This window comes from Acinetobacter sp. AR2-3, from assembly GCF_001878775.1.
GTDB lineage: Bacteria > Pseudomonadota > Gammaproteobacteria > Pseudomonadales > Moraxellaceae > Acinetobacter > Acinetobacter lwoffii_D.
Genome location: NZ_MJIQ01000035.1, coordinates 14,934 through 40,975 on the forward strand (window position 1 = coordinate 14,934; position 26,042 = coordinate 40,975).

Consider the following 26,042-nt stretch of genomic DNA (forward strand, 5'->3'; position numbering starts at 1 on the left):
AAAGTTAAAATATCAATATTTTCAACCGCTCTTCAGATAGAAAGACAATGATAAACAGACCTCAAGAATTTTCCTATTTTATGAGCGTATCAGTTCTATAATTTATGCTCGGTACAGAAAGCGGGATAAAAAAATAAGCTTTTAACCCCAAAGGTTTTTAACAGTATCTAAGGCTCAGGCTGAATATTGGCTAAATTTCTTTCTTGGTTTAAATCATAATAGTTAATCAAAAAGATCAACACGGCAAAAATAAAACCTAAAATGACGCAGGCAGACCAGCCATAGCTTTTCCATAAATGCAGCGATAAAAATGCACCCAGACCGGCACCTGAAAAATAACAGGTCATATAGATGGCATTAATCCGCGAGCGAGCCTGCATTGAAATTCGATAGACCAGATTCTGGTTCAAGACATGCAAACAGGAAATTCCAAAATAAGCCAGAATTAAGCCCAAGATATAAATCCATAAATAATTCTGGGCAAAGAATAAAGGAATCCAGGCCAGAATCAGTCCGCACGTAGCCAGATGCGCAATCCATTTTTCCCGATGCCTGCCAATCATTTTACCGGTCCACTGAGAGGACCAGATGCCGACCACCCCCACAATGCCCATGAGGCCAATCTGGAAATCATTAAAATGATAAGGTGCTTCAGCCAGAATAAAAGTCATGGTAGTAAAGATAATACTCAGCATGCCAAAACCCAAACCTCCGATCATACTACGCCGGATCAGCATGGGTTCTGTGCGTGCAAAGGTAAATAGTGAGCGATAAATTTGCAATATATTCATCTGCAACTGGCTCTTAGCGCTTGGTAACTGGAACCACATGGCCAGACTCAGCAGAAGAATTGCACAACCACTAAACAAGTACACCGCATGCCAGGACCATAAAGTAGAAATCAGTCCGGCCACGGTACGGGCAAACAGAATACCCACCAGAACACCACTCATGAGTAGGCCAACGACTTCGGCACTTTTATCACGCTGCGACAGGCTGGCGGCAAAAGGAATCAGAATCTGGGTGGTGATCGAACAAAAAGAGGCGAGCAGGGTAAAGCCATACAACATATGCAGATTGGTACTGGCTGAAAGCCCAATAAGCGCCAATCCGGTACAGAACATCAAACTGCAGATATACAACCGTTTTTCGAACAAGTCACCCAAAGGGACAAACAAAAATAATCCGGTGGCATAGCCAATCTGGGTCAGTACTACAGTCCAGCCAGACTGAGCCACACTGATCTGCAGATCCTCTGCAATAGAATAAATCAAGGGCTGGTTAAAATAGTTACAACCTGCGCAGAGTGCGCAGGTCATTGCCATCATGAACATGAAACGGCGTGAAATTTGCCCTTGGGCTGACATCCTTGTCTCCTGAGGCTTTAAAAACTATAGTTGGCAGAGAGGTTGATACGCGAAATATCTGCTTCCTTATTGTCAAAGGTTTCACGCTTGCCATGATGATATTCTGCACCCAAATTAATCTTTGGAACAGGAGAATAGATCACGTTAGCCACATAGTCGGTTAAGCGCTTATTGGTTTCCGGATTGGCTTTGGCATAATCGCTAGAATCATCAAAATCAACCACGCTGGCATTAATACTACTACGTAGTTTCGGCGTAAATTTATGCGTGAAGCCAATATTTATACTATTGAACTCATTCAATAAAAGTTCATTATTGATTGGATCGACTGAATAATCGCCACCCCAGGCAGCACCATCGGTTGTTGAACCTTGAGTCAAGAAAGCTGCAATACGCTGATCACCGACCATATGGAAATAGTTCCCCTGAATTGAGTTTTGATCATCTAAACGGTAACGTCCACCAACGCCCACACCCCAGCCAACTTTTTCAATATCACCTGTATCTGTTTGCGCTTGCTTTTGATTGACAAAGCCTTGAGCTAATAAATGAAGAGGGCCTGATTGATGAACATATTTAGTGCTTAAGGCAGGTAAGGCAGAAGAACGATCGCCACCGGCCATGTACTCCAGACCGACATTCCAGGTATTTTCCGGATCAAGTTTGAAAGCATAGCTCACCTGAGGTGTACGTAAGACTGATCCACCCAGGAACAAGCTGTAGTCGACAGCTTCAGTGCTAATCTCTGGTGTTGACATCAATGACCAGGCCTGACCAAACGTCCAGTTATAGTATTTTAAGTGTGCATGACGGATACGTAATCCACCATCGCCTTTACCATTGTTGGTCCAGAAGTCGGCTTCTAAACGAGCAGAAACATTCGGATTGCCTCCTAGATCTTTGGCCAGGAAACCAATCCGGCTGGCAGCCGCAGTAAAATCGGAACGTACAGAATCCGGTTCAGTAAAAGGTACTTTATTAATCTGGTTAATGGTACGGCCACGGGCTTCAGTAGTACTTTTGAAATCGACTGCACCATCAAAGCGGATCAAGCCATAAACATCGACATTATCTACCATTGAACTCAGCGTTTTAGAGTCTTGCGCTTTGGCTTGTTCCTGCTGGTTCTTTAATGCAAGTTGCGCGGCTTTTTGTTGTTCTAGTTCTGCCTGGATTTGCTTTAACTGTGACTCAAGAAATTGCATACGGTCTTCAGAAGCTTCTGCTGAAAATGCCTGTGCTGAAGCAATACCACATAATGTCGCTAAAACTAATTTTTTCATTTCTTAATCCCTAAAGAAATTTTTAATCCTGAATGAAAGGAGACCTTTCTATACTGACGTGTTGTAAATATTTGAAGTGAGGAAGGCAGCGATTTGACCTGCCTTCCGAAGTAGGGTTTATTCTGCTTTTTGCGGATCGTATAAACGGTCTTTAATAAACAGGGCAGGAATCAAACCGCATAGGAAATATGCTGCACCCATTACCAACAGACCTGTACCGATCGAACCATGCATCGCCAGATAACCAATCGTAATTGGCGCAAAGATTGCACCGATACGACCAATATTGAATGCACCGCCCACCGCTGTACCACGAACACCAGTCGGGAAACTTTCGGTTAGATAGGTTGCATTGATGGCATATGGAATACCGTACAGGAAGCCGAAGATTAGCATCAGTACGCCAATGTTATCGGCATTATGCATATACACCACGACAGGGATAAATAGCGCTGTTCCCATGGTGCCGAAAGCAAACACAATACGGCGACCAATTTTATCAGCAACATAACCTGCAATGATTTTGGCAAAAATCATGGTGATGAATGTACCCACCATATACAGTGCCATTTCTTTAAACTTAATGCCTAATTCAGCTTCAAGATAACTTGGCAACCAGTTACTTACACCGAAGTAACCAAATAACAGGAAACCGGAGCTGAAAGACCACAAGATGAACATCTTGCCATGAGTTTTATCTTTAAGAATGGTGATGTATGGATTACCTTTTTTGGTATCGTTATCCACAATCTGACCAGTTCTTTTCATTTCACGGACACGTTTCCATGATTCTGGCTCTGGCACCATAAAGTGCATCAGGATACCCAAAGCTAATGGAGCAATTGTGATCCAGTACAGCATACGCCAGCCGAACTCAGGAATAATCCAGCCTGAAATCATGGTAATCACCAATGAACCTAAAGTGAAACCAGTCATCAATGTTGCCAGTACAGTAGTACGGTATTTGGTCGGTACGTATTCTGACATCAGAGTATTACAGGCAATATATAAACAGCCTAAACCCAAGCAAGAAAGAGTACGTAAAATTGCAAATTCAGTATAAGACTGAGCAAAACCTGAGTAGGCTGACAAGATCGAGAAGGCGATGGTGGCCAGTACAATGACGCGGACACGTCCAAATTTGTCGCATGCCCATCCACCAATAAAGCCTCCGATCCCCATACCTAAAAGAGAATAACTTCCCAAGGCACCCGCCTGTACAGAAGTCAGGCCCCATTCAGCTTTCAGACTGGTCAGACTAAAAGCCAGAATCCCGATATCTGCACCGTCACAGAGCAAAATCAGAAAAGCAAAGATAAAAGCCGTCATCCAAAGACGTTTTGGTGCCTGTTTAATGGTATCCGTGGAGGAGACATCGGTTTTATTGTCTCCTGTTACGATGGTATCGCTTGTCATTCTTATATCCTCTATATATTCAAAGTAGCATTTCCTCTGCTACCGCTAAATCCATTTTTCTTCCTCACGGAAACATAGTTTTCCTGATTTAACAGACTCGCTCTGCACACAACAGCCGCTGTATTTATTATCAGGCTACATTCGATTTTTCATGCTTTACGCTAAATCAAAATCATCTCATTGCTGGAAAATTTAATTTCGTAAATTAACTTTAAGTTCAGCCTTATGGCGATTATTCATTTAAATGAATAATCAGATTGCGTTTAAAATACTTAATTCCGTATTGCGAAATCAATTAATCATAAAACAACCAGATGAACAAGAGTTTTTACTCTATTTTTAGTAAAAAATAACTTTTTTGCATTCTGGAGTTAAAAATCCTTGATTTATAGCTTGAGAAACCTTAGTTTTATATAAAATAAAATTTCGCTATACAAAATAAATGGAGATTTTAATGGAACAGGTAGTTCAAGTAGAACAAGTTTCAGCACATGTAGCGATGGTTAAAATTCATCGACCAGAAGCGAAAAATGCCCTGAATACAGAAGTTCGCCAGAAACTTGCGGCGGCTTTTTTGCAACTGAATGACGATGAAAATGTTCGTGCCATTATTCTTACCGGTGGTGAAACAGATTTTGCAGCAGGAGCCGATCTTAAAGAACTGGCCAATGCAGAAACCATTCAAATGATGCAGCGTCGGACTGAACGTTACTGGCAGGCGATTGCACAGTGTTCCAAACCAGTGATTGCAGCTGTAAACGGTTATGCATTGGGCGGCGGTTGTGAACTGGCGATGCATGCAGACATTATCATTGCCGGAAAAAGTGCCCAGTTCGGTCAACCTGAAGTCAAAGTAGGGGTAATGCCGGGTGCTGGTGGTACACAGCGTTTATTCCGTGCAGTTGGCAAATTTCATGCCATGCGCATGATCATGACCGGTTGTCTGGTACCTGCACCGGAAGCCTATCAAATTGGTCTGGTGTCCCAGGTGACTGAAGACAGCGAAACCCTTGCAACAGCAATCAAGATGGCTGAAGGTCTGGCAAAAATGCCGCCAATTGCGCTTGAACAAATCAAGGAAGTGGCTTTACTGGCTGAAGATGTGCCATTAAATGCCGGATTAATGCTGGAACGTAAATCTTTCCAGATGCTGTTTTCTTCAGAAGATCAAAAAGAAGGTATGCAAGCCTTTATTGAAAAACGTAAACCAAATTATCAGGGACGATAAGCATGAGCATTCAAATTCAGAAAATCGGTATTATTGGCGTAGGTACGATGGGTGCGGGCATTGCCCAGATCGCGATTCAGTCTGGTCATGATGTGGTACTGTTTGATGCCAAAGCGGGTGCTGCAGAACAGGCACAGGAAAAGCTGGCTAAAACATTAAATACCCTGGCTGATAAAGGTAAATTCAGCCATGAGAAAGCTGCTGAAGATCTTGCTCATTTATCCATTGCTCAGCAAATCGAAGACCTGAAAGATTGCGATTTAATCGTTGAAGCGATTATTGAAAATCTGGAAATCAAACAAAAACTGATGCAGCAACTGGAAGGTATCGTAAAACCAGAAGCAATTCTGGCATCCAATACATCTTCACTATCTATCAGTGCAATCGCTGCCAACTGTGAGCAGCCAGAACGTGTTGCCGGTTATCACTTCTTTAATCCGGTCCCACTCATGAAAGTGGTCGAGGTGATTGAAGGCTTTAAAACCCGTGCCGATATTGTTGATGCCTTGACCCAGTTATCTACTAAAATGGGACATCGTCCGGTCAAAGCCAAAGATACCCCAGGATTCATCATTAACCATGCCGGCCGTGCCTTTGGTAGCGAAGCCTATGCCATTTTGAATGAAAATGTCACACCATTTTATGATATTGACAGGATCTACCGTGACGGAATCGGTTTCAAAATGGGGCCGTTTGAATTAGGTGATCTGACCGGTATGGATGTATCGCATCCGGTGAGTGAATCGATTTATCACCAGTATTATGAAGAAGCACGTTACCGTCCAAGTGTGATTACCCGTCAGCGCTTTATTGCCAAGCAATTAGGTCGTAAAACCGGTAAAGGTTTCTATGATTACACTTCGGGTAGCAAAGAAGGTGATGTGGCTCCAGCATTGGTTGAAAAGTTAAGTCAATATCCATCAGTCTGGCTAGGCACCGAATATGATGAAGACCGTCAGGCACTTGAGCAATATCTGCAGCAGTTCAACATTCAGATTGAGCAAACTGAGACACCTTCAGCGGAGGCTTTAATCCTGATTGCCACTTATGGTGAAGATGCAACATCAGCCGCTGTCCGTTATCAGCTGGCACCTCAGCAAGTAGTATGTATCGATCTGCTATATGGTCTGCATAAACACCGTACCTTGATGCCAACTTTTGTCACCCAACCTGAGCTGGTAAAAGCAGCCCAATCGATTTTCAATCTGGATGGTGTGGCCGCCAGCGTAATTCAGGAAAGCGTCGGCTTTGTGGCTCAACGTGCTTTGGCAATGATTGTGAATCTCGGCTGTGATATTGCCCAGCAAGGCGTTGCAACGGTGGAAGATATCAACATCGCGGTGAAATTAGGCCTTGGCTATCCATATGGTCCAATTGAATGGGGGGATGTGCTGGGAACTGAAAAAATTCTAAAAATTCTGGATCGCATGACTGCGATTACCCGTGACCAGCGTTACCGTCCAAGTCCTTGGTTGCGTCGCCGCGTTCAGCTTGGTCTACCACTTGTTCATACAACACATTAATTAGAAAGTTAAAGGAATAACACTCATGTTAAATGCATATATTTATGATGGTTTACGTTCGCCAATCAGTCGCCATGCAGGCAGTCTGGCAAGCGTACGTCCAGATGATCTGGCAGCAACAGTCATTAAAAACCTGCTGGAAAAAACCGGTATCCCGGCAGCAGATGTAGAAGATGTAATCTTTGGTAGCACCAATCAGGCCGGTGAAGACAGCCGTAATGTGGCACGTTTTGCAGCATTGTTAGCAGGTATGCCGGTAACAGTTCCAGGTCAGACGGTAAACCGCTTATGTGCATCAGGTCTCGGTGCTGTGATTGATTCGGCACGTGCCATTACTGCAGGCGAAGGCGAGTTGTACATTGCCGGTGGCGTAGAAAGCATGACCCGCGCACCTTTTGTGATGGGCAAAGCAGAAAGTGCTTATTCACGTGATGCCAAAATTTATGACACCACGATTGGTACCCGTTTCCCGAACCGTAAATTTACGGATCAGTTTGGCGCGCACAGTATGCCTGAAACAGGTGATAACGTGGCTGAAGAATTCGGTATTAGCCGTGAACAGGCTGATACCTTTGCCGCTGCATCACAGGCAAAATATCAGGCAGCGAAAGAGGCAGGTTTCTTTGAAAGTGAAATTACCCCGATTGAAGTTTCTCAAGGACGCAAATTGCCGCCTAAACAAATTACTGAGGATGAGCATCCACGTGCATCTTCAACATTTGAAGCTTTATCCAAGTTAAAACCGATTTTCGAAGGTGGTATAGTAACAGCGGGTAATGCATCAGGTATCAATGACGGCGCTGCAGCACTGATTATCGGCAGTGAAAAAGTGCAGGAACAGTATGGCTTAAAACCTTTAGCTCGTATTCTGTCTTCTGCAGCCGCTGGCATTGAGCCACGCATCATGGGAGCAGGCCCAATTGAAGCGATTAAAAAGGCAGTACAGCGTGCGGGTTTGACGCTAGACGATATGGATATCATCGAGATTAATGAAGCCTTTGCCAGTCAGGTATTATCTTGCCTGAAAGGTCTGGATGTCGCTTTGGATGATCCGCGTGTCAATCCAAATGGTGGTGCGATTGCCATTGGTCATCCACTGGGCTGTTCGGGTGCGCGTTTGGCTTTAACCGTTGCACGTCAGTTACAGCGTACCGGTAAAAAATATGCCGTGATTAGTCTGTGTATCGGTCTGGGTCAAGGCTTGGCGATGGTGATTGAAAACCCTGAAGCTGCATAACAGTTTAGTCATAGTCTTAATGCCATGTATCTATGATATGCATGGCATTTTTTATTGAGATTTTTCTTTTAAAATAAAAATCCCTGCCTGAGCAGGGATTGACTACGTCAGTGTAATGATTACTTACGACCAGTGACTAATAATGTTGCCGACCCAAAGGCATAAACTTTACCTTCTTTATCGATAATTCGGCCTTCTGAGGTCAGTACATTGCGTCCGATCCGGATAATTTCACCAATAGCTGTATAGGTTTCGCCGCTTTTCATTGCTTTCAGCATTTTTACATTCAGGTCAATTGTTGAGAAACTGACACCTGCATCTACTGTCGTATGCACGGCAGCGCCAGTCGCACTATCTAGAACCGTTGCACAAAAGCCGCCATGAATTCCGCCTTGTAAATTGTAATGGCGATGATCAGGACGCACTTCATATTCCACATAGTTTTCGCGTACTAAGGTCAAACGCATGGGAATAATTTCACTCATGGCTGAACTGGAAATTTCCCCATTTTTAATTGCGGTGAGATATTCAAGTCCATTTAATTGTGATGTGGGCATATCAACTCCTTGTAATGGTTTATTTCGTCTTATGAAATAATATTCTGTTTTTATAGAATTATGATATAACAGATAGTGATCGAAATGCTATATTTTTCCAGGATGGAACGATGACAATAAAAAATCTCGTCACAGATGCTGAATGGCAGGCACGTTGTGAACTCGCAGCGCTTTATCGCATTATTGCGCATTACCGGATGACGGACCTGATTGATACTCACATCAGTTTAAGAGTTCCCGATCAGCCTGACTGTTTTCTGATTAATCAGTATGGTGTCGCTTTTGAAAAAATGTGTGCCTCAACGCTGGTCAAGATTAATCATGAAGGGCATGTGGTAGAAAGCTATGAACAGGACAAGCCGGTGAATATGGCGGGCTTCGTCATCCACTCTGCAATTCATGAAGCACATGCTCATCTGAACTGCGTCATTCATACGCATACCGCGGATGGCATAGCAGTTTCTGCACAGAAACACGGACTTCTGCCAATTTCCCAGCATGCGCTGAAATTTTATCAGCAGGTGGCCTATCACGAATATGAAGGCGTGGCACTGTCAACAGATGAACAGGAGCGCCTGATTCAGGACCTGGGTAGCCATCGCGCCATGATTTTGCGCAATCACGGACTTTTAACGGCTGGCGAAACGATTGCACGGGCCTTTCATGAAATCTATTTTCTGGAGCGTGCCTGTCAGGCGCAGATCAAAGCTTTAAGTGGGGGTGCCGAACTGCATTATCCAACAGAAGAAGTCCGAATTAAAACTGCCAAGCAGTTCGCCAGTCCTTTAGTTGAACCGATTTTACAGCGTGCCTGGCAGGCTGCGTTATCCCTGATTGAGCATCAATATACGGAGTATGCATCATGATTGTGATATCCAGTACTGTGCCGAATATTGAAGCGATTCTGGTGAAGTCTTTTCAGAAATATGCTCCTGAGGGCAGTTTTTGTATATTGGACAGCCCGGAAGCAGAACTGGCGACCACAGCAGCTTCGTGGTTTCCAGATCTGGAAAAACTCCAAAAACTTCCAGAACTTGGCCTGATTCATTCGATTGCTGCGGGGGTCGAACACTTAAATTTAAACGAGATTAGATCTGACCAGTCAGTCTGCCGGGTACTGGATCCACATCATCAAAAGGGCATGTTTGATTATCTGCTCTGGGGCGTGCTGTATTTCCAGCGTTATTTTGACCGCATGATCCAGCAGCAAAAGCAGCAGCTATGGAAACAGTATCGTCAAAATTATAGCCATCATATCCAGATTGGGATTATGGGCCTTGGCCATATGGGTGGTTATGTGGCAAAACGTTTTGCCGACATGGGCTATCAGGTGTCTGGGTGGTCCAATTCCCCAAAAGAGATTGCTCAGGTCAAAAGCTATGTGGGATCAGAACAACTTTCCGAGTTTTTGGCCCACAGCCAGATCCTGATTAATCTGCTACCACTTACTGAAGAGAATACCGGCATTCTTTCTGCTGAATTATTTCAGCAGTTACCTGAACAGGCGGCATTAATTCATGTCGGGCGAGGCCAGCATTTAATCGAGCAGGATCTACTCAATGCACTGGATTCCGGCCACTTACGTGGTGCAATCCTTGATGTATTTGAAGAAGAGCCTTTAACTCAGGATCATCCATTCTGGCAGCATGAAAAGATCGTAGTTACGCCACATGTCGCCTCACATGCACCCATGTCTGTGGTAGTGGAACAGATTCTGGAAAATGACCGACGCTTAAATCTCGGGCTGGATTTGTGCCATCAGGTAGATGTCAATAAAGGCTATTAATTGTAGGGATACAGGCAAAAAAATAAGGAAATTGATGATGTGGGAAACGATTCAAACTCAGGTTCAGCAAGGCGTCGCAACCTTAAGCTTTAACCGTCCGGATTCACTCAACAGTTTTAACCGGCAAATGCATGAGGAAGTGCAGCAGGTGCTGAAAAACTGGAATACAGATCCGGATATTCGAGTGATTGTGATTCGCGGCAAAGGCCGGGCGTTTTCAGCGGGACAGGATTTAAAAGAACGTGCTGGACAGCTCGGCAATGTGCCTTTGCCACCGCAAGGCTCGCTGGCCAAATACTATAATCCCTTGATTAACCTGATCCGCCAGAGTCCCAAACCGGTGATCGCAGCAGTGAATGGTGTGGCTGCCGGTGCAGGTGCCAATATCGCGCTGGCCTGTGATCTGGTCATTGCCAAGGAAAGTGCCCGATTTATTCAGGCTTTTTCTAAAATTGGCTTGATTCCTGATGCCGGTGGCACCTGGATGTTGCCACGTTTAATCGGTTATGCACGTGCCATGGCACTCACTTTTCTGGGCGAGCCGGTGCATGCCAAAGAGGCCGCTGAAATGGGCATGATCTGGAAAATGCTTCCAGATACAGAATTTGATGCTTATATCGACAACATTGCACAGCGATTAGCTCAACAGCCGACCTATGCACTGGCTTTAACCAAACAGGCCTTGCAACGCAGTGCTGAAAATAACATGGACCAGCAACTGGAGCTGGAACAAAACCTGCAATATCTGGCTCTGAGCAGTCAGGACTATAAAGAAGGTGTCCAGGCTTTTGCCGAAAAACGCCCTGCACAATTTACCGGATGCTAAGGAGAGCATTTATGAAAATTCAGACCCGTATTACCGAGCTTTTAGGCATTCGCTATCCAATTATTCAGGGCGGCATGATGTGGGTCGGTACCGCAGAAATGGCCAGTGCCGTATCTAATGCAGGTGGCTTGGGAACATTAACGGCATTGACTCAACCGACGCCTGAAGCCTTGGTCAAGGAAATTGCACGCTGCCGAGAAATGACCGATCAGCCTTTTGCGGTCAATCTGACTTTATTGCCCGCTGTGAATCCGCCGCCATATGCAGAATACCGACAGGCGATCATTGAAAGCGGTATCAAAATCGTAGAAACAGCAGGCAACAAGCCACATGAACATATTGAGGCGTTTAAGCAACACGGCATTATTGTCATTCATAAATGTACTTCCGTCCGTCATGCGCTTTCAGCACAAAGAATTGGCGCAGATGTTATTTCGATTGATGGTTTTGAATGTGCGGGCCATCCGGGTGAAGACGATATTCCTGGCATGATTTTAATTCCTGCGGCAGCAGATCAGCTCACTGTGCCGATTGTGGCCAGTGGCGGTTTTGCTGATGGTCGTGGTCTGGTCGCAGCTTTGGCTTTGGGTGCCGAAGGCATCAATATGGGTACACGCTTTTGTGCCACTCAGGAAGCCCCGATCCATCCAAACATCAAACAGTTCTATGTCGATAATGATGAAAGGGCGACACATCTTTTGTATCGACAGTTCCGAAATACCGCCCGTGTTGCCAAAAATGCGGTATCTGATCTTGTGGTGAAAATGAGTGAAGATCCAAACCTGCAATTTGAACAGATTCGTCCCTATGTCAGCGGTTTAAAAGGCAAGCTCGCTTTAGAAAATGGCGATATTGATGCTGGTGTACTGACTGCAGGTCAAGTGATGGGATTGATTCATGACATTCCGACTTGTCAGGCGCTGATCGAAAATATCATGCAGGAGGCAGAGCAGATTGTTCAGCAACGTTTAGCTCAATTTTTTCCACGTTAATCAACTTTAGTGAAGTCGCTGAATAGAAAAGCCATTCCACCATGAATGGCTTTTTTCATCCTGTATATTTTTTATTTTTAAATGGGAAATTTCAGCGAATGACTAGATTTTATTCTTTAAATTATATTATAGTGGATTTAAAACATAATTTCGTATTATGAAATTAATTGTCATAAATATACAAATTAGAACTCATACAAGGGAATTACGATGAGAAATTATATTGCGCCATTAAAAGACATGAAGTTTGTCCTGAAAGACCTGTTAAACGTTGAACAGAAATATCAGGGCTATGCAAAATTCGCAGACAAGGTTTCTATGGATATTATGGAGCAATATCTGGAAGTCGCTGCGGACTTTTGCCAAAACGAACTTCTACCGATTAATGCGACAGGCGACCAGCAGGGTTGCCGTTTGCAGGATGGCGTCGTAACCACCCCGGATGGGTTTAAAGCAGCTTATGACAAATATGTAGAACTCGGCTTTACCTCATTAACTGGTGACGAAGCATATGGCGGTCAGGGCTTCCCGACCTTATACCGTATTGCCATTTCTGAAATTATTACCGCAACGAACTGGTCTTGGGGCATGTACCCAGGCCTGTCCCATGGTGCCATGCGTACTTTAGAGCACCACGGTAGCGATGAACAGAAACAGAAGTTTCTGGTACCTTTAATTGCAGGCCGCTGGACTGGAACCATGTGCTTGACTGAATCTCATGCCGGTTCTGACCTAGGTTTAATCCGTACCAAAGCAGTGCCAAATGAAGACGGCAGCTATAGCATCAGTGGCGAGAAAATCTTTATCTCAGCCGGTGAACATGATCTGGCTGAAAATATCGTGCATATCGTATTGGCACGTTTGCCAGATGCACCTGCGGGAACCAAAGGTATTTCGCTGTTTATTGTGCCGAAATACAATCTGGATGAAGCAGGTAATGTGGCTTCCCGTAATGGTGTGGTGTGTAGCGCCATTGAACACAAGATGGGCATTCACGGCAATGCGACCTGTGTGCTGAATTTTGATAATGCCAAAGGTTTCCTGATTGGGCCTGAAAATCGCGGTCTGAACTGCATGTTTACCTTTATGAACTCGGCACGTATCGGTACAGCTATTCAAGGCTTGGCAGCAGCAGAATCTTCTTATCAGGGGGCATTGGCTTATGCCAAAGACCGTCTGGCGATGCGTTCTCTTGAAGGTGCGAAAGCGCCAGGCCAACCTGCAGATCCGATTATCGTGCATCCGGCAGTACGTAACATGCTGCTGACTCAAAAGGTGTTTGCAGAAGGTTCACGTGCACTTGCATATTATCTGGCGACCTATGCCGATATCGCTGAAGCCACTGACAGCCCGGAAGAAAAGAAAGCAGCTGAAGACCGTCTGGCATTATTAACCCCAATTGCCAAAGCATTAATGACTGAAACTGGCATAGAAGCGGCTAAACATGGTATGCAGGTTTTCGGTGGTCACGGTTATATTGCTGAACATGGCATGGAACAGATTGCCCGTGATGCACGTATTGCCAGCCTCTATGAAGGAACCACTGAAATTCAGTCCATTGACTTGCTGGCGCGTAAAGTTCTAGGTTCAAAATTGGGTCTGTTGACCGCATTAACCGAGGAAATTCAAGGCTTTGTAAAAGAACATCAACAACATGCCCAGTTTAGCCAGCAAGTTGCACAAGTCAGCCAGTTGACTGAACAATGGCTGGAATTAACCAGAACCATTCAGGAACAGGCTCAACAGTCTGCCAATGAAATTGGGGCAGCATCAGTTGACTACCTATATTTCTCTGGTTATGTCGTGTCCGCTTATCTGTGGCTGAAAATGGCAATTACTGCGCAGCAGAAAATTGAAGAAGGTAATACTGATCCGTTCTATGCAGCCAAGATCAAAACTGCACAATTCTTCTTTGCACGTATTTTGCCAAGAACTTCAACCCACTTTGCCAATATTCAGGCAGGTGGTGAAAGCCTGTTTTTACTTGAACCTGAAGAGTTCAAATTCGATTAAACCTTTTGACCCACGATACTCGTGTCGTGGGTCTTTTTTTAATAATTTTTGCATCCTAACCTCATTCAAATATTGAGAGTTATTCTTCGGTATTGAATAAACCATAAAATAACAAGATCAGGAGTCTATATGGATTTAGACATGATTACTCAACAGTGTCCTTATGCTGATCTGCAGCTTACTTTTCATGAAGTCGGACAGCGTTCTGCATTTCCCACCATTATTCTGATTCATGGCACCGGTGGAAATACCGACAAGCATTTCAGCTATATTTTTCCGATGCTGGGTATTCATCAACGGGTTTTATCCATTGATTTACATACCCCAGATAAAGCCGATCTGGCGGTGACCGATTTTAGCCAACAGGTTGAAGCACTAATTCAGCATGCAGTTGCAGAAGATGAAACCATTACAGTGGTAGGCTATTCACTCGGTGCCGTGATTGCTGCACAAGTCGCCGCGAGTCTCAAACAGCGCGTAGCGCGCTTGATTCTGTTAGCCGGTTGGGCAAAGACCAGCTCGGTGCAGCAACTGCGGACAAGCATCTGGCAACAGTTATTTAATGAACAATCCGCTGCCTTGCCGCATTTTGTCAATTATTGCCTGTATAGCGATGATTATCTATGTGCCCGTAGCGAACAACAGGTGCTTGATCTGGCACGCTTTGTTAAACCTTCCCAAGATGCAGCCAAACAACGTGAACTGAATTATCACATTGATATTACCTCGATCTTGCCGGACATTTGTGCGGAGACCTTAATCGTCGCTTGCCATGAAGACCGCATGATACCTCTGGCTCAAGCAAAGCTGCTGTTTGCCTCAATACAGGACAGTCGTTATATCGAAATTGCGTCGGGACACGCACTGTATATCGAAGCGCCTGCAGAAGTGCTGCAACTGGTAAACCAGTTTAGCCAGCATCCAGAACAATATCCGGTGAATCAAAAAATCCAGCCTTATATGCCTTAAAGGAGATAAATAATGCAAGCTCAAGGACAGCGCAGCAAGATTCTAATTGTAGGCAGCGGTTTTGGCGGTTTGGGCATGGCAATCCGCCTTAAACAGCAGGGTATTCACGATTTTAAAATCATAGAACGGGCAGCAGAAGTGGGTGGAACATGGCGTGACAATACCTATCCCGGGGTCGCCTGTGATGTACCGTCCCATTTATATTCTTTCTCTTTTATTAAAAATCCGGACTGGTCTCGGGTCTTTCCGCAAGGGGCAGAAATTCAGCGCTATTTAATTCAATGCTGTGATCAGGAAAATATCCGGCCCCATATTGATTTTCATACGCAACTGGAAAAAGCCAGTTGGAATGCCGAAGAACGTATTTGGGAAATTCAGACCTCTAAAGATCTTTATGAAGCGGAATTTCTAATTACAGCAACCGGGCATCTGGCAGATGAGCATCTCCCGCAAATTCCGGGGCTGGAAGAATTTGAAGGCCAAGTGATGCATTCTGCGCGCTGGAACCACGAGCTGAATCTGGAAAATCAGCATATCGTTGTGGTCGGTTCTGGTGCTTCTGCCATCCAGCTTGTACCGGAAATTGCCAAAACAGCAAAAAGCCTGACCGTATTGCAACGCAGTGCGCCTTATATTTTGCCGCGACCAGATCGACCTTATAGCGAAACAGAAAAGCAGCTTTTCCGTAAAGATCCGGACAGTATGTCAGCACTCAGACACTCGTTGTTCTGGGGCAATGAATACAATTTTGCCCAACGTCGTAATCTGAAAAGTCAGATTGAACGGGTCAAGAAAAACTGTCTACAATTTTTAAAACATCAGATTGCAGAACCTGAATTACAGCGTAAATTGACACCGAATTATGAGCCGGGCTGTAAGCGTTTATTGCTGTCCAACGATTATTATCCGACTTTTTTAAAGCCACATGTCATGCTTGAAGACTCAGCATTAGCACAAGTAACCAAAGATGGCGTGATGAGTCAGGCAGGACATGAATTTTCAGCAGATATCATCGTATTTGCCACCGGATTTGAAGCGGCACGTCCACCTTATGCCGCAAAGGTCGTTGGTAAACATGGCTTAAGCCTAGAACAGCAATGGTCCAGCGGTATGCAGGGTTATCAGTCAACGACCGTACACAACTTTCCAAACTTGTTTATCCTGAATGGTCCCAACACCGGAAGTGGGCATAATTCAGCACTTTATTTCCTGGAAACCCAATTTGATCTAATCCTAGATGCCTTACAGTTTTTTGAGCAGGAACAGATTCAGGTTTTCGAAGCGGATCAGAGCGCTGAAAATAGCTATATGCAGGAGCTACAGCAACTTTCCCAAGGTAGTGTCTGGTTATCGGAAAGCTGTAAAAGCTGGTATCTGGACCCGGTCAGTCGCAAGCTGACTCTGGTCTGGCCGGATTATGCTCATTCATTTAGGGATAAAAATCAGCATTTTATTCGTAGCGGTTATCACTATCAGTATGTTGAATCGAGACAGCAGAAAGTGGTTTAAAAATATGTAATTAAAATCAAAATCTTATAGTTTAAATAATACAAAATAAATGTAAATCCAGGACAGGAGTATAGTCATGAGCATTCAGCCATGGATGGAAGAATATAAAAAGTGGAATATCAATCCGGAGTTTACCTGGCCAGATCCTGAGAAAACCCTGAGCACGATAATTGCTGAAAATTTGGTAAAATTTCAGGATAAAACCGCATTTATCTATCTAGATCGCAAATTCAGCTATCACGATATCGATGTGTATAGCCAGAAACTGGCTAGCTATTTACAGAGTCTTGGGCTGACTGCTGGCAGCCGTATTGCGGTGATGTTACCGAATATTATTCAATATCCAATCGCTACCTTTGCCATTATTCGGGCCGGTTATGTGCTGGTCAATGTCAACCCCATGTACACCCAGCGCGAGCTCTATCATCAGCTACAGGATTCAGGTGCAGAAGCCTTGATTATCCTTGGACAGACTTTGGAGCAATTAACAGCATTAGAGGAATGTCCTCAACTCAAATATGTTATTTCGACGCATTCGCCGGATTTTATTCAAGAGCAGCAAAGTGCTATTTATAGTCAGGCAACACAATATCCGGATAAACAGTTCTTTGACTTTAGGCAGGCAATAAATCAGGTAGAAATTATTGATTTCAAAACACCTGTACAGCATCAGGAAGATACGGTCATTCTGCAATACACGGGAGGTACCACAGGTGTTTCTAAAGGTGCAGAACTGAGCCATCGCAATATTTTATTTAATATCGCCCAGAACAGTACCGTATTTATCAGCCATTTTGGTGACCGCTATGCCACTGAAAATGAATATGTATTCTGTGCCTTGCCGCTGTATCACATTTATGGATTTACCATCTGCCTGTTCAGTTATGGTTTAAGCCGTGGTTTCGCCAATGTTCTGATTCCAAATCCGAGAGATCTGGATGCTTTGGCGGATCAATACCAGAAACATCCACCCACTGTTTTCCCTGGGGTGAATACCATGTTTAATGCACTGGGACATCATCCACGTTTTCGTGAACTGGATCATTCAAACCTGAAAACTACAACTGGCGGGGGAGCATCGATTTTAAAAAATACGGCAAATTTATGGTATGAGGTCACAGGCTGCCAGATTTATGAAGGCTACGGACTTTCTGAAACCTCACCAACTGCAACTTTTAACCCGCCTTTAAGCCGGCGATTTAGTGGCACGATTGGCTTGCCATTGGCAGGGACTGAAATTCTGATTCTGAATGATGAAGGAAAACCTGTAGAGCTTAATCAGGCTGGAGAAATAGCCATACGTGGTCCACAGGTGATGAAAGGATACTGGCAGCAAGCCGAAGCAACAGCACAGGTATTTACCAAAGATGGATTCTTCCTGACAGGTGATATCGGTTGTATGGACGAGCAGGGCTATATCACCATTCTGGACCGAAAAAAAGACATGATTCTGGTGTCCGGATTTAATGTTTATCCCAATGAGCTGGAAGGCGTACTGTCCAAACACCCTAAGATACTGGAATGTGCAGTGATTGGTATTGATGATGAAAAATCTGGACAGGTACCCAAGGCATTTATTGTGAAACAGGATGAAACTCTAACCCAAGATGAAATCATGACTTATCTGAAGCAGCAACTGACCAGTTATAAATTGCCGAAATACATTGAATTTGTGTCCGAACTACCAAAGTCTGCAGTAGGCAAAATTCTGCGTCGTGAACTGCCTCGTACTGTTCAGCCCAGCGCTAAGGCCTGTTAAGGAATGATCTAATCCATTATCTTTAAAATAAAAAAGGAATCGCAAGATTCCTTTTTTACTGCTTGCAGGCTTATCGCTGCTGGATAACTTTTTTGCTTTTCAGTTCTTCCATTTCAGCAGAACTTAAATATTGACTCAAAATGGCATCAGTATCTTCACCCAGACAAGGTGGGGCCTTTTTATATTCTACCGGTGTCTTGGAGAGTTTAATCGGTGAACCGATTGAGGTGTAATCTTCACGTAAGGTATGCGGCATTTTAATCACCATATCACGCGCTAATACCTGTTCTTCTTGCAAAGTCTGTTTCAGGTCATTGATCATTCCTACCGGCACTTTAACCGCATGGATTAAATCCACCCAGGTTTTTGCCGGTCGAGTATAGAAATGAGCCTGTAGAACTGTGGTCAGTTCTTCACGATGTGTAACACGTCCAGAATTTTTCAAGAAGCGAGGATCTTCTGCCACATTAGCCAAACCAACGGCCTGACACAAAGCTTGAAATTGCAGATCATTACCACAGGCAATAATAAATTCACCTTCCTGGGCTTTGAACACCTGATAGGGCACAATATTGGCATGTGCATTTCCAAAGCGACCGGGGACTTTGCCTGAGGTGAGATAATTCATGGCCAGAACGGATAGGGAAGCAACCTGGGTATCTAGCAGCGCCATATCAATATACTGACCTTCACCGGTTTTCTCACGGGACAACAAAGCCGCCTGAATGGCAATTGCGGCATATAAGCCGGTGGTCAAATCGGCAAAGGCCAGACCTGCTTTTTGCGGGCCACCACCGGGCAGATCATCACGTTCACCCGTGACACTCATCATGCCGCCCATTCCCTGAACGATAAAATCATAACCCGGCTCTTGAGCACGCGGACCGTTCTGGCCAAAACCGGTAATAGAACAATATACCAGTCGCGGATTTAGTTGACTTAGACTTTCATAATCCAGCCCATATCGTTTCAACGAACCGGCTTTATAGTTTTCAATGACTACATCACTCTGTTCAGCAAGTTTTTTGATAATACGTTGACCTTCAGGTGTAGATAAATCGATTGCAACCGAGTGCTTGCCACGGTTGGCTGACAGGTAATAAGCCGATTCATGGGTATCTTGCTGCTGATTGTTTTTAAGCCAAGGTGGTCCCCAGATACGGGTATCATCCCCACGATCCGGTTTTTCAATCTTGATCACTTCTGCACCCAGATCAGCCAGAATCTGGCTACACCAGGGCCCAGCCAAAATCCGGCTTAAATCCAGTACACGAAATCCTGTTAAGGCACCCATTATTACGCTCCCTGTTCGATCCTATTCAAATGACATATCGTTCTAATCCCTCTTTTTAAAGCTATATGAAAATGAAAGAACAATCAACTTTATGATAATAAATTTCGCATAACAAAATAAAATATCCAAAATGATTGAATATTCATCTTATTTTCTTTAGCCTGATGCAAATATAAGCATGAATGAGGAACAAGAGCTAACTGATAAAAAGGAAAAAACGATCTCCCGGACAGGATTAAAAAAGGAGTTAATCAGGTGAATTAAAAACGGATTAGCCTTAAAGCATATTCATTAGCGGAATAGCTTTAAATATAAAAAGATCATGAAAACCTAAGGATAGGAAAACAGAGATTTAAATATGACGGATTTAGCGAGAGAATTAGAAAAGATTAAACCGACGACCAAACGAACCCAGCAAATTGCTTTTATTTTCGCCTTTCTGGCTTTACTGGTAGATGGCGCGGACATGTTGCTGCTGTCATTCAGTTTAAATAGCCTGAAAGCAGAGTTTGGTCTCAGTAATCTGCAGGCTGGTACACTAGGCAGTTTTACCTTAGCAGGTATGGCGATTGGTGGCTTTATAGGTGGCTGGGCCTGTGACCGTCTAGGTCGTGTACGTACCGTGGTCATTTCGATTCTGGTATTTTCTATATTGACCGCAGCCTTAGGCTTTGCACAAAACTTTGAACAATTTGCTGTTTTACGCTTTCTTTCTGCCTTTGGTATTGGCTCTTTATATATTGCAGCCAATACGCTCATGGCTGAATATGTTCCAACTGAATATCGCACCACGGTTTTAGGTACCTTACAGGCAGGATGGACCGTTGGTTATATTGTGGCCACTGTACTGGCAGGCTGGATCATTCCGGAATATGGCTGGCGAACCCTGTTTTTTATTGCCATTATTCCCTCGGTTATGGCGATTTTTATCCAGAAACTGGTTCCTGAGCCAGAATCCTGGCAGCGTGCACGTTTGCAGCGTTTATTTATATGCCCCAGCTGAAATCACAGTACAGCAACCCGCCAAAAAAAGCACAGTCAAAGAGATTTTTGCGGATCCTGCGAATCGCAGAATGTTTATTTTGTGGATCTTTACGGCCGGTTTTCTGCAATTTGGCTACTATGGCGTAAACAACTGGATGCCGGCATATCTGGAATCTGAATTGCACATGAATTTTAAATCTATGGCCGGCTATATGATTGGTACTTATGTGGCGATAATTTTCGGAAAAATTCTGGCGGGCTTTGCCGCAGATCGTCTGGGTAGACGCGCTGTCTTTTCGTTTGGAGCAATTGGAACGGCGATTTTCCTGCCCGTGATTGTGCTATTCAATACGCCAGATAACATTGCCTATCTGCTGATATTCTTTGGATTCCTATACGGCATTCCATATGCGATTAATGCCACTTATATGACAGAAAGCTTCGCCACCTCGATTCGTGGTACTGCGGTAGGCGGTGCTTATAATGCAGGTCGTATCGGCGCCATGTTTGCCCCTGCAATTATTGGCGCGGCAGCCAGCGGTGGTTCAATTGGCTTAGGCTTCCTGATTATGGGGGGTGCCTATTTCTTGTGTGGCGCAGTGTCCGGGATATTCATTAAAGACCGTCAATACGATCCACAAAAGGCATAATTTCAATTTATAAAAAAGAGCCTGAATTCAGGCTCTTTTTTATATTCTTCAATTAAAGCTATATTTCTATTTGTTTATTCCTGATCCGTTTCTTTATGCAGATGAATACTTTTTAAACCATCATTTACTTTATTGAGCAGATGAATTAGGGTAACCACATCATCAAAAGCCAGCTTATTTAAGGCCTGACCATAAAAATCAAAGAAATCAGCTTGCAAGTTGTCCCATGTTTCCAAGCTGGGATGTAGCCAAAGCAGTGGATCTAATTCATCAGCATCAGGTGAATTTCACCATGGCCTCGACCCCATTCCTGAATGACCTGTCCAATACCGTGGCGGAACAGCATGACAAGGTTGATTCACTAAAAATTTTCCTGTGTGCTGGTGCACCCATTCCGGGGCCATTGGTACAAAAAGCCCGGGAAATTCTGGGCGTTAAAGTCATATCCGCTTGGGGTATGACCGAATGTGGTGCAGTGACGCTGACCCGACCTGAAGATGAAGATGAGCGCTCTTTCAATACTGATGGCATCGCTTTACCAGGTGTAGAAATCAAGATCGTGGATAAAAAAGGTCAGAGCAAAGCCCTGAATGAATCCGGTCGTTTGATGATCCGTACCTGTTCAAATTTTGGCGGATATCTAAAACGCCCCCATTTAAATGATACAGATGCCGAAGGTTGGTTCGATACTGGCGATATTGCCTATCAGGACGAGCAGGGCTATATCCGGATTTGTGGACGTAAGAAAGATGTGATTATTCGGGGCGGGGAAAATATTCCGGTCGCAGAAATTGAATCATTGCTGTATAAACATCCGAATATTGCAACAGTGGCTTTAGTGGCTTATGCAGATGAGCGAATGGGCGAGCGTGCCTGTGCAATCATCAAGCTGAAAGATCCGGCTCAACCTTTGAGCTTCAATGAACTGGTAGAGTTCCTGAAAACCCATAATCTGACTATGCAATATCTTCCAGAACGTTTGGAGATCTGGGCTGAAATTCCGATGACGCCATCCGGGAAAATCCAGAAATTTAAACTCAGAGAATTACTGGCTCAGCATATTGCCTCAACGGCAGTTGAAGCGAACTAAATCTGGGAATAAATAGATAAATTAAACCCTGAATAATATTGCTTTATTCAGGGTTTTTCTTATTCAAAAAGAAGCGATCTAAAAGGTTAATACGAATTTTAGATTAACTTCTACTTTAATAATTTTAATAAAGCTTCAGCCGTTGCAGCAGAAGAGGCGGGGTTTTGTCCAGTAATGAGCAGACCATCTTGTTGCACGTATACCTGCCAGTCCTCAGTTTTGGAATATTTCCCACCTTTTTCTTTCAGCATGTCTTCCACTAGAAATGGGACAACATCGGTTAGGCCTACGCCGTCTTCTTCGGTATTAGTAAAACCGGTGACTGTCTTGCCTTCTACAATCGAATGACCTTCGGCATCTTTGACTTCACGAAGTACACCCGGTGCATGACAGACCAGCGCAACAGGTTTATCTGCCTGCAAGGTTTGCTCAATTAAAGAAATGGAATTCTGGTCTTTGGCCAGATCCCATAATGGTCCGTGACCGCCCGGATAGAACACGGCATCAAAATCCTGATTTAAGACTTCACTCAGTTTATGTGTGTTGGCAAGTGTCCGCATGGCCGATGCATCTGCTTCAAAGCGCTTGGTAGTTTCGGTTTGCGCATCCGGCTCATTACTTTTTGGATCTAGTGGTGGCTGACCACCAGCAGGAGAAGCCAAAACTACCTCTGCGCCTGCATCGACAAAAGTGTAATAGGGTGCAGCCAGTTCTTCCAGCCAGAAGCCGGTTTTTTTGCCAGTATCACCCAGCTGGTCATGTGAAGTCAGCACCATCAAGATTTTCATATTATTTTCCTGTATCTCGTTAAACATCCTGAATAATCGACTGTTAATTTAACAAGTCACAGAGGTCAGGAGTGTTGTGATACGTTCATTTGCTGTATCGATACGTTGTTGTTTCAGTTGATTTAACTAAACTATGTAGCCTTGCAAAGTGAACAGTATGTTCAATACTCATCTGCCCATTAACAGGTCTTGCTGAAGATCAGCTTGTTTACGCAAGAAATCCCAGACCAGTTTTATTTTTGGTTCATGTTGCAGATCGACCAGCGTCAGCATCCAGAAAGTGTGGGTAAAACTGAGCTGCTGACCCAGCACCTCTTTCAGTTCACTTTTATCATTGACCAGAAATTTCGGCAAAATGGCCAGTCCAGCACCTGCACGAACCGCAATTTCCTGCGCCAGAATACTATTACTGCGAAAACAGGCACTGACCTGCAAGGGAAGACGCTCCAGCGAATACAGTGCAGTGCTATAGACGAGATCATCAATATAATCGACAAAACGGTGCTGCTGGAGGTCTTCCAGTTTTTTAATTTCCGGATTTTGCTGTAAATAATGCTGGCTGCCATACAGTTTCAGGCAGTAGTTAGACAAACGAGTAATGATATAGGGGCCAGATTTGGGCCGGTCAATCGCGATCACAATATCGGCTTCTCGATGTGAAAGTTTGATCGCTTTCGGTACCGGAATCAGGTCAATGGTCAGCAAAGGATAATGCTGGGAAAATTCTGCCAAAAGACGGGCTAAAAATGCCGTACCAAAACCTTCTGGCGCACCAATCCGGACCCGACCTTGCAAAGGGTCGTGGCGCTTGTCAATCTGGATAAAGGACTGCTCCATCTGTTCCACACGCGGTACCAGTGCCAGACCTTCCGAGGTCAGTTCATAACCGGTGGCTTCGCGCTTAAACAGTTGAGTACCGAGGGTATTTTCCAGGGCCTGAATCCGCCGTGCCACGGTACTGTGTTCAACCCCAATCAAGCGTGCTGCATTGGTAAGCGTTTTAGCACGTGCCAAAACTAAAAAGAAACGTAAATGATCCCAATCCACTTTCATCTTCTATTTAACATCCTGTTAAATCCCTGTGCAAATTTGCACAATCATCGTGCATCATTTTCTATTGGTGGTCAAAGTGTTCTTTGTTAGTCTGCTGAAACAGCGTAAAAATTATACGTTAAATAAAAGCCAGTAAAGGCAGATACAACGACAATAACAAACCAGCACGGAGCGACCATGAACGCCATTTCTCATCCACAGCAAAGTACCGGATTCACCACCGCAAAACTTCTCATTAATGGTGAATTTGTCGAATCAAAAACCAGCCATTGGCAAGATATTGTTAATCCTGCCACTCAGGAAGTTTTGGGCCAAGTGCCTTTTGCTACCGCAGAAGAAGTTAATGCCGCCATTGCTGCTGCACAAAATGCCTTTTCCAACTGGCGCCAGACCCCGATCCAGGCACGTATGCGAATCATGCTGAAACTGCAGGATCTGATTCGTACAAACCTAAAAAGTATCGCCCGAGTCTTAACGGCGGAACAGGGCAAAACCCTGGCCGATGCCGAAGGTGATATCCAGCGTGGTTTAGAAGTGGTGGAGCATGCCTGTTCGATCGGTTCCCTACAAATGGGCGAGTATATTGAAGGTGTGGCACGTGGTGTCGATACCTATACCTTGCAGCAACCACTGGGTGTTTGTGCCGGGATTACACCGTTTAACTTCCCGGCGATGATTCCACTGTGGATGTTCCCGATGGCGATTGTTTGTGGGAATACCTTTGTCCTGAAGCCTTCGGAACAGGATCCATTGTCGACCATGATGCTGGTTGAGTTAGCGATTCAAGCCGGTGTACCGGCAGGCGTGCTGAATGTCGTGCATGGTGGTAAAGAGGTAGTCGATCTGCTGTGTACCCATCGTGACATCAAAGCCATCTCTTTTGTCGGTTCAACCGCAGTCGGTACGCATGTCTACAATCTGGCAGGCAAGCACGGCAAACGTGTGCAGTCGATGATGGGCGCCAAAAACCATGTGGTGGTGATGCCAGATGCAAATAAAGAACAGACTTTAAATGCGTTGGTCGGTGCAGCTTTTGGCGCAGCGGGTCAGCGTTGTATGGCACTTTCCGTGGCCATAATGGTCGGTGAGACCAAGCACTGGGTCGATGAACTGGTCAATAAAACCAAAACCTTAAAGGTGAATGCCGGACATGAACCGAATACCGATGTGGGACCGGTAATTTCAACCCGTGCCAAAGCGCGTGTGATCGATTTAATTAACAGTGGCGTTGAACAAGGCGCTGAAATGCTGCTGGATGGGCGTGATGTACAGGTTCCAGGTTATAAACAAGGTAATTTTGTCGGTCCCACGATTTTTAATCAGGTCACGACCGATATGCGTATTTATAAAGAAGAAGTGTTTGGCCCGGTACTGGCGATCATGCATGTCGATACTTTAGAGCAAGCCATTGAGCTGATTAATGCCAATCCATTTGGCAATGGTGTGGGACTGTTTACCCAGAATGGCAATACGGCACGTACCTTCCAGAACCAGATTGATATCGGTCAGGTCGGCATTAACATTCCAATTCCTGTACCTGTGCCTTTCTTCAGTTTTACCGGTTCACGCGGTTCAAAACTGGGTGATCTCGGTCCTTATGGCAAACAGGCGGTGCAGTTCTATACCCAGACCAAAACCATTACCAGCCGCTGGTTTGAAGATGACCAGGAAACCACTGGTGTCAATACCACAATCAGTCTGCGTTAAGGAGCATCAGC

Annotated in this window: 19 protein-coding genes and 3 pseudogenes; 14 read left to right on the forward strand and 8 right to left on the reverse strand. The window is 44.5% G+C overall.

Annotated elements, in window-relative coordinates; all coding sequences use genetic code 11:
* Window positions 1-167: 167 nt before the first annotated feature.
* The 3 genes from BFN00_RS05250 to BFN00_RS05260 form a co-directional block, all read right to left on the reverse strand.
* Entirely contained in the window at window positions 168-1,367 is a 1,200-nt protein-coding gene (locus tag BFN00_RS05250; protein ID WP_004646967.1) for an MFS transporter, read from the reverse strand.
* A 17-nt stretch (window positions 1,368-1,384) separates the two neighbouring features.
* Complete coding sequence (locus tag BFN00_RS05255) at window positions 1,385-2,650, reverse strand: DcaP family trimeric outer membrane transporter (RefSeq protein WP_004646966.1); 1,266 nt, start codon at window positions 2,648-2,650, stop codon at window positions 1,385-1,387.
* A gap of 117 nt (window positions 2,651-2,767) precedes the next feature.
* Window positions 2,768-4,066: an MFS transporter gene (locus BFN00_RS05260; protein ID WP_004280309.1), complete on the reverse strand. Its 1,299-nt coding sequence runs from the start codon at window positions 4,064-4,066 to the stop codon at window positions 2,768-2,770.
* A 454-nt stretch (window positions 4,067-4,520) separates the two neighbouring features.
* Between BFN00_RS05260 and BFN00_RS05265 the strand changes: the two genes are divergently transcribed.
* Genes BFN00_RS05265 through BFN00_RS05275 form a run of 3 tightly spaced genes read left to right on the forward strand, consistent with a single transcriptional unit; the run spans window position 4,521 to window position 8,054 of the window.
* A complete protein-coding gene (locus tag BFN00_RS05265) occupies window positions 4,521-5,294 on the forward strand; it encodes an enoyl-CoA hydratase (RefSeq protein ID WP_005266393.1) in 774 nt (257 codons plus the stop codon).
* A 2-nt stretch (window positions 5,295-5,296) separates the two neighbouring features.
* On the forward strand, window positions 5,297-6,817 hold the full coding sequence (locus BFN00_RS05270; protein ID WP_071850669.1) for a 3-hydroxyacyl-CoA dehydrogenase: 1,521 nt from the start codon (window positions 5,297-5,299) through the stop codon (window positions 6,815-6,817).
* Window positions 6,818-6,842: 25 nt separating this feature from the next.
* Window positions 6,843-8,054, forward strand: a complete 1,212-nt coding sequence (locus BFN00_RS05275; protein WP_071850670.1) for a 3-oxoadipyl-CoA thiolase — start codon at window positions 6,843-6,845, stop codon at window positions 8,052-8,054.
* A gap of 119 nt (window positions 8,055-8,173) precedes the next feature.
* Here BFN00_RS05275 and BFN00_RS05280 read toward each other — a convergent pair whose 3' ends face one another.
* Window positions 8,174-8,611 (reverse strand): PaaI family thioesterase, encoded by a 438-nt coding sequence (locus tag BFN00_RS05280; protein WP_071850671.1) that lies wholly within the window; start codon window positions 8,609-8,611, stop codon window positions 8,174-8,176.
* 110 nt (window positions 8,612-8,721) lie between these two features.
* On the opposite strand from BFN00_RS05280, the gene BFN00_RS05285 reads away from it, so the two are divergent.
* The 8 genes from BFN00_RS05285 (at window position 8,722) to BFN00_RS05320 (ending at window position 18,465) form a co-directional block, all read left to right on the forward strand.
* Window positions 8,722-9,477, forward strand: coding sequence for a class II aldolase/adducin family protein (locus tag BFN00_RS05285; protein WP_071850672.1), 756 nt, complete (start codon window positions 8,722-8,724; stop codon window positions 9,475-9,477).
* A complete protein-coding gene (locus BFN00_RS05290) occupies window positions 9,474-10,397 on the forward strand; it encodes a 2-hydroxyacid dehydrogenase (RefSeq protein ID WP_071850673.1) in 924 nt (307 codons plus the stop codon). The genes BFN00_RS05285 and BFN00_RS05290 overlap by 4 nt, the downstream gene beginning before the upstream one ends.
* Window positions 10,398-10,434: 37 nt before the next feature.
* Window positions 10,435-11,223 carry an enoyl-CoA hydratase-related protein gene (locus BFN00_RS05295; protein ID WP_082180553.1) on the forward strand — a complete coding sequence of 263 codons (789 nt, stop codon included), beginning with the start codon at window positions 10,435-10,437 and terminating at the stop codon, window positions 11,221-11,223.
* Between the two features lie 11 nt (window positions 11,224-11,234).
* Window positions 11,235-12,215, forward strand: a complete 981-nt coding sequence (locus tag BFN00_RS05300; protein WP_071850675.1) for an NAD(P)H-dependent flavin oxidoreductase — start codon at window positions 11,235-11,237, stop codon at window positions 12,213-12,215.
* A 210-nt stretch (window positions 12,216-12,425) separates the two neighbouring features.
* Complete coding sequence (locus tag BFN00_RS05305) at window positions 12,426-14,228, forward strand: acyl-CoA dehydrogenase C-terminal domain-containing protein (protein WP_071850676.1); 1,803 nt, start codon at window positions 12,426-12,428, stop codon at window positions 14,226-14,228.
* 129 nt (window positions 14,229-14,357) lie between these two features.
* Complete coding sequence (locus BFN00_RS05310; RefSeq protein ID WP_071850677.1) at window positions 14,358-15,197, forward strand: alpha/beta fold hydrolase; 840 nt, start codon at window positions 14,358-14,360, stop codon at window positions 15,195-15,197.
* Window positions 15,198-15,209: 12 nt separating this feature from the next.
* Window positions 15,210-16,706: a flavin-containing monooxygenase gene (locus BFN00_RS05315; RefSeq protein WP_071850678.1), complete on the forward strand. Its 1,497-nt coding sequence runs from the start codon at window positions 15,210-15,212 to the stop codon at window positions 16,704-16,706.
* 76 nt (window positions 16,707-16,782) lie between these two features.
* On the forward strand, window positions 16,783-18,465 hold the full coding sequence (locus BFN00_RS05320; protein ID WP_071850679.1) for an AMP-binding protein: 1,683 nt from the start codon (window positions 16,783-16,785) through the stop codon (window positions 18,463-18,465).
* 70 nt (window positions 18,466-18,535) lie between these two features.
* Here the strand turns inward: BFN00_RS05320 and BFN00_RS05325 are convergent, their stop codons facing one another.
* Window positions 18,536-19,759 (reverse strand): CaiB/BaiF CoA transferase family protein, encoded by a 1,224-nt coding sequence (locus tag BFN00_RS05325; RefSeq protein ID WP_071850680.1) that lies wholly within the window; start codon window positions 19,757-19,759, stop codon window positions 18,536-18,538.
* A gap of 358 nt (window positions 19,760-20,117) precedes the next feature.
* Between BFN00_RS05325 and BFN00_RS05330 the strand changes: the two are divergent.
* A pseudogene (locus BFN00_RS05330) lies at window positions 20,118-21,393 on the forward strand (MFS transporter).
* Window positions 21,394-21,467: 74 nt separating this feature from the next.
* Here BFN00_RS05330 and BFN00_RS15795 read toward each other — a convergent pair.
* Window positions 21,468-21,629: pseudogene (locus tag BFN00_RS15795) on the reverse strand (MarR family transcriptional regulator); the annotation flags it as partial.
* Between the two features lie 2 nt (window positions 21,630-21,631).
* Between BFN00_RS15795 and BFN00_RS05340 the strand changes: the two are divergent.
* A pseudogene (locus BFN00_RS05340) lies at window positions 21,632-22,483 on the forward strand (AMP-binding protein); the annotation flags it as partial.
* Window positions 22,484-22,593: 110 nt separating this feature from the next.
* Here the strand turns inward: BFN00_RS05340 and BFN00_RS05345 are convergent.
* On the reverse strand, window positions 22,594-23,271 hold the full coding sequence (locus tag BFN00_RS05345; protein ID WP_071850681.1) for a type 1 glutamine amidotransferase domain-containing protein: 678 nt from the start codon (window positions 23,269-23,271) through the stop codon (window positions 22,594-22,596).
* A 168-nt stretch (window positions 23,272-23,439) separates the two neighbouring features.
* The gene (locus tag BFN00_RS05350; RefSeq protein WP_004280289.1) at window positions 23,440-24,324 is read right to left on the reverse strand and encodes a LysR family transcriptional regulator; all 885 of its coding nucleotides are present in this window, start codon (window positions 24,322-24,324) and stop codon (window positions 23,440-23,442) included.
* Window positions 24,325-24,501: 177 nt separating this feature from the next.
* On the opposite strand from BFN00_RS05350, the gene BFN00_RS05355 reads away from it, so the two are divergent.
* Window positions 24,502-26,031, forward strand: a complete 1,530-nt coding sequence (locus BFN00_RS05355) for a CoA-acylating methylmalonate-semialdehyde dehydrogenase (RefSeq protein ID WP_071850682.1) — start codon at window positions 24,502-24,504, stop codon at window positions 26,029-26,031.
* Window positions 26,032-26,042 lie beyond the last annotated feature (11 nt).

What these genes read in the sequence shown, in the direction of transcription:
- BFN00_RS05250 (WP_004646967.1), bottom strand. Translation starts at nt 1,367, where the DNA reads ATGTCAGCCCAAGGGCAAATTTCACGCCGTTTCATGTTCATGATGGCA.
- BFN00_RS05255 (WP_004646966.1), bottom strand. Translation starts at nt 2,650, where the DNA reads ATGAAAAAATTAGTTTTAGCGACATTATGTGGTATTGCTTCAGCACAG.
- BFN00_RS05260 (WP_004280309.1), bottom strand. Translation starts at nt 4,066, where the DNA reads ATGACAAGCGATACCATCGTAACAGGAGACAATAAAACCGATGTCTCC.
- BFN00_RS05265 (WP_005266393.1), top strand. Translation starts at nt 4,521, where the DNA reads ATGGAACAGGTAGTTCAAGTAGAACAAGTTTCAGCACATGTAGCGATG.
- BFN00_RS05270 (WP_071850669.1), top strand. Translation starts at nt 5,297, where the DNA reads ATGAGCATTCAAATTCAGAAAATCGGTATTATTGGCGTAGGTACGATG.
- BFN00_RS05275 (WP_071850670.1), top strand. Translation starts at nt 6,843, where the DNA reads ATGTTAAATGCATATATTTATGATGGTTTACGTTCGCCAATCAGTCGC.
- BFN00_RS05280 (WP_071850671.1), bottom strand. Translation starts at nt 8,611, where the DNA reads ATGCCCACATCACAATTAAATGGACTTGAATATCTCACCGCAATTAAA.
- BFN00_RS05285 (WP_071850672.1), top strand. Translation starts at nt 8,722, where the DNA reads ATGACAATAAAAAATCTCGTCACAGATGCTGAATGGCAGGCACGTTGT.
- BFN00_RS05290 (WP_071850673.1), top strand. Translation starts at nt 9,474, where the DNA reads ATGATTGTGATATCCAGTACTGTGCCGAATATTGAAGCGATTCTGGTG.
- BFN00_RS05295 (WP_082180553.1), top strand. Translation starts at nt 10,435, where the DNA reads ATGTGGGAAACGATTCAAACTCAGGTTCAGCAAGGCGTCGCAACCTTA.
- BFN00_RS05300 (WP_071850675.1), top strand. Translation starts at nt 11,235, where the DNA reads ATGAAAATTCAGACCCGTATTACCGAGCTTTTAGGCATTCGCTATCCA.
- BFN00_RS05305 (WP_071850676.1), top strand. Translation starts at nt 12,426, where the DNA reads ATGAGAAATTATATTGCGCCATTAAAAGACATGAAGTTTGTCCTGAAA.
- BFN00_RS05310 (WP_071850677.1), top strand. Translation starts at nt 14,358, where the DNA reads ATGGATTTAGACATGATTACTCAACAGTGTCCTTATGCTGATCTGCAG.
- BFN00_RS05315 (WP_071850678.1), top strand. Translation starts at nt 15,210, where the DNA reads ATGCAAGCTCAAGGACAGCGCAGCAAGATTCTAATTGTAGGCAGCGGT.
- BFN00_RS05320 (WP_071850679.1), top strand. Translation starts at nt 16,783, where the DNA reads ATGAGCATTCAGCCATGGATGGAAGAATATAAAAAGTGGAATATCAAT.
- BFN00_RS05325 (WP_071850680.1), bottom strand. Translation starts at nt 19,759, where the DNA reads ATGGGTGCCTTAACAGGATTTCGTGTACTGGATTTAAGCCGGATTTTG.
- BFN00_RS05345 (WP_071850681.1), bottom strand. Translation starts at nt 23,271, where the DNA reads ATGAAAATCTTGATGGTGCTGACTTCACATGACCAGCTGGGTGATACT.
- BFN00_RS05350 (WP_004280289.1), bottom strand. Translation starts at nt 24,324, where the DNA reads ATGAAAGTGGATTGGGATCATTTACGTTTCTTTTTAGTTTTGGCACGT.
- BFN00_RS05355 (WP_071850682.1), top strand. Translation starts at nt 24,502, where the DNA reads ATGAACGCCATTTCTCATCCACAGCAAAGTACCGGATTCACCACCGCA.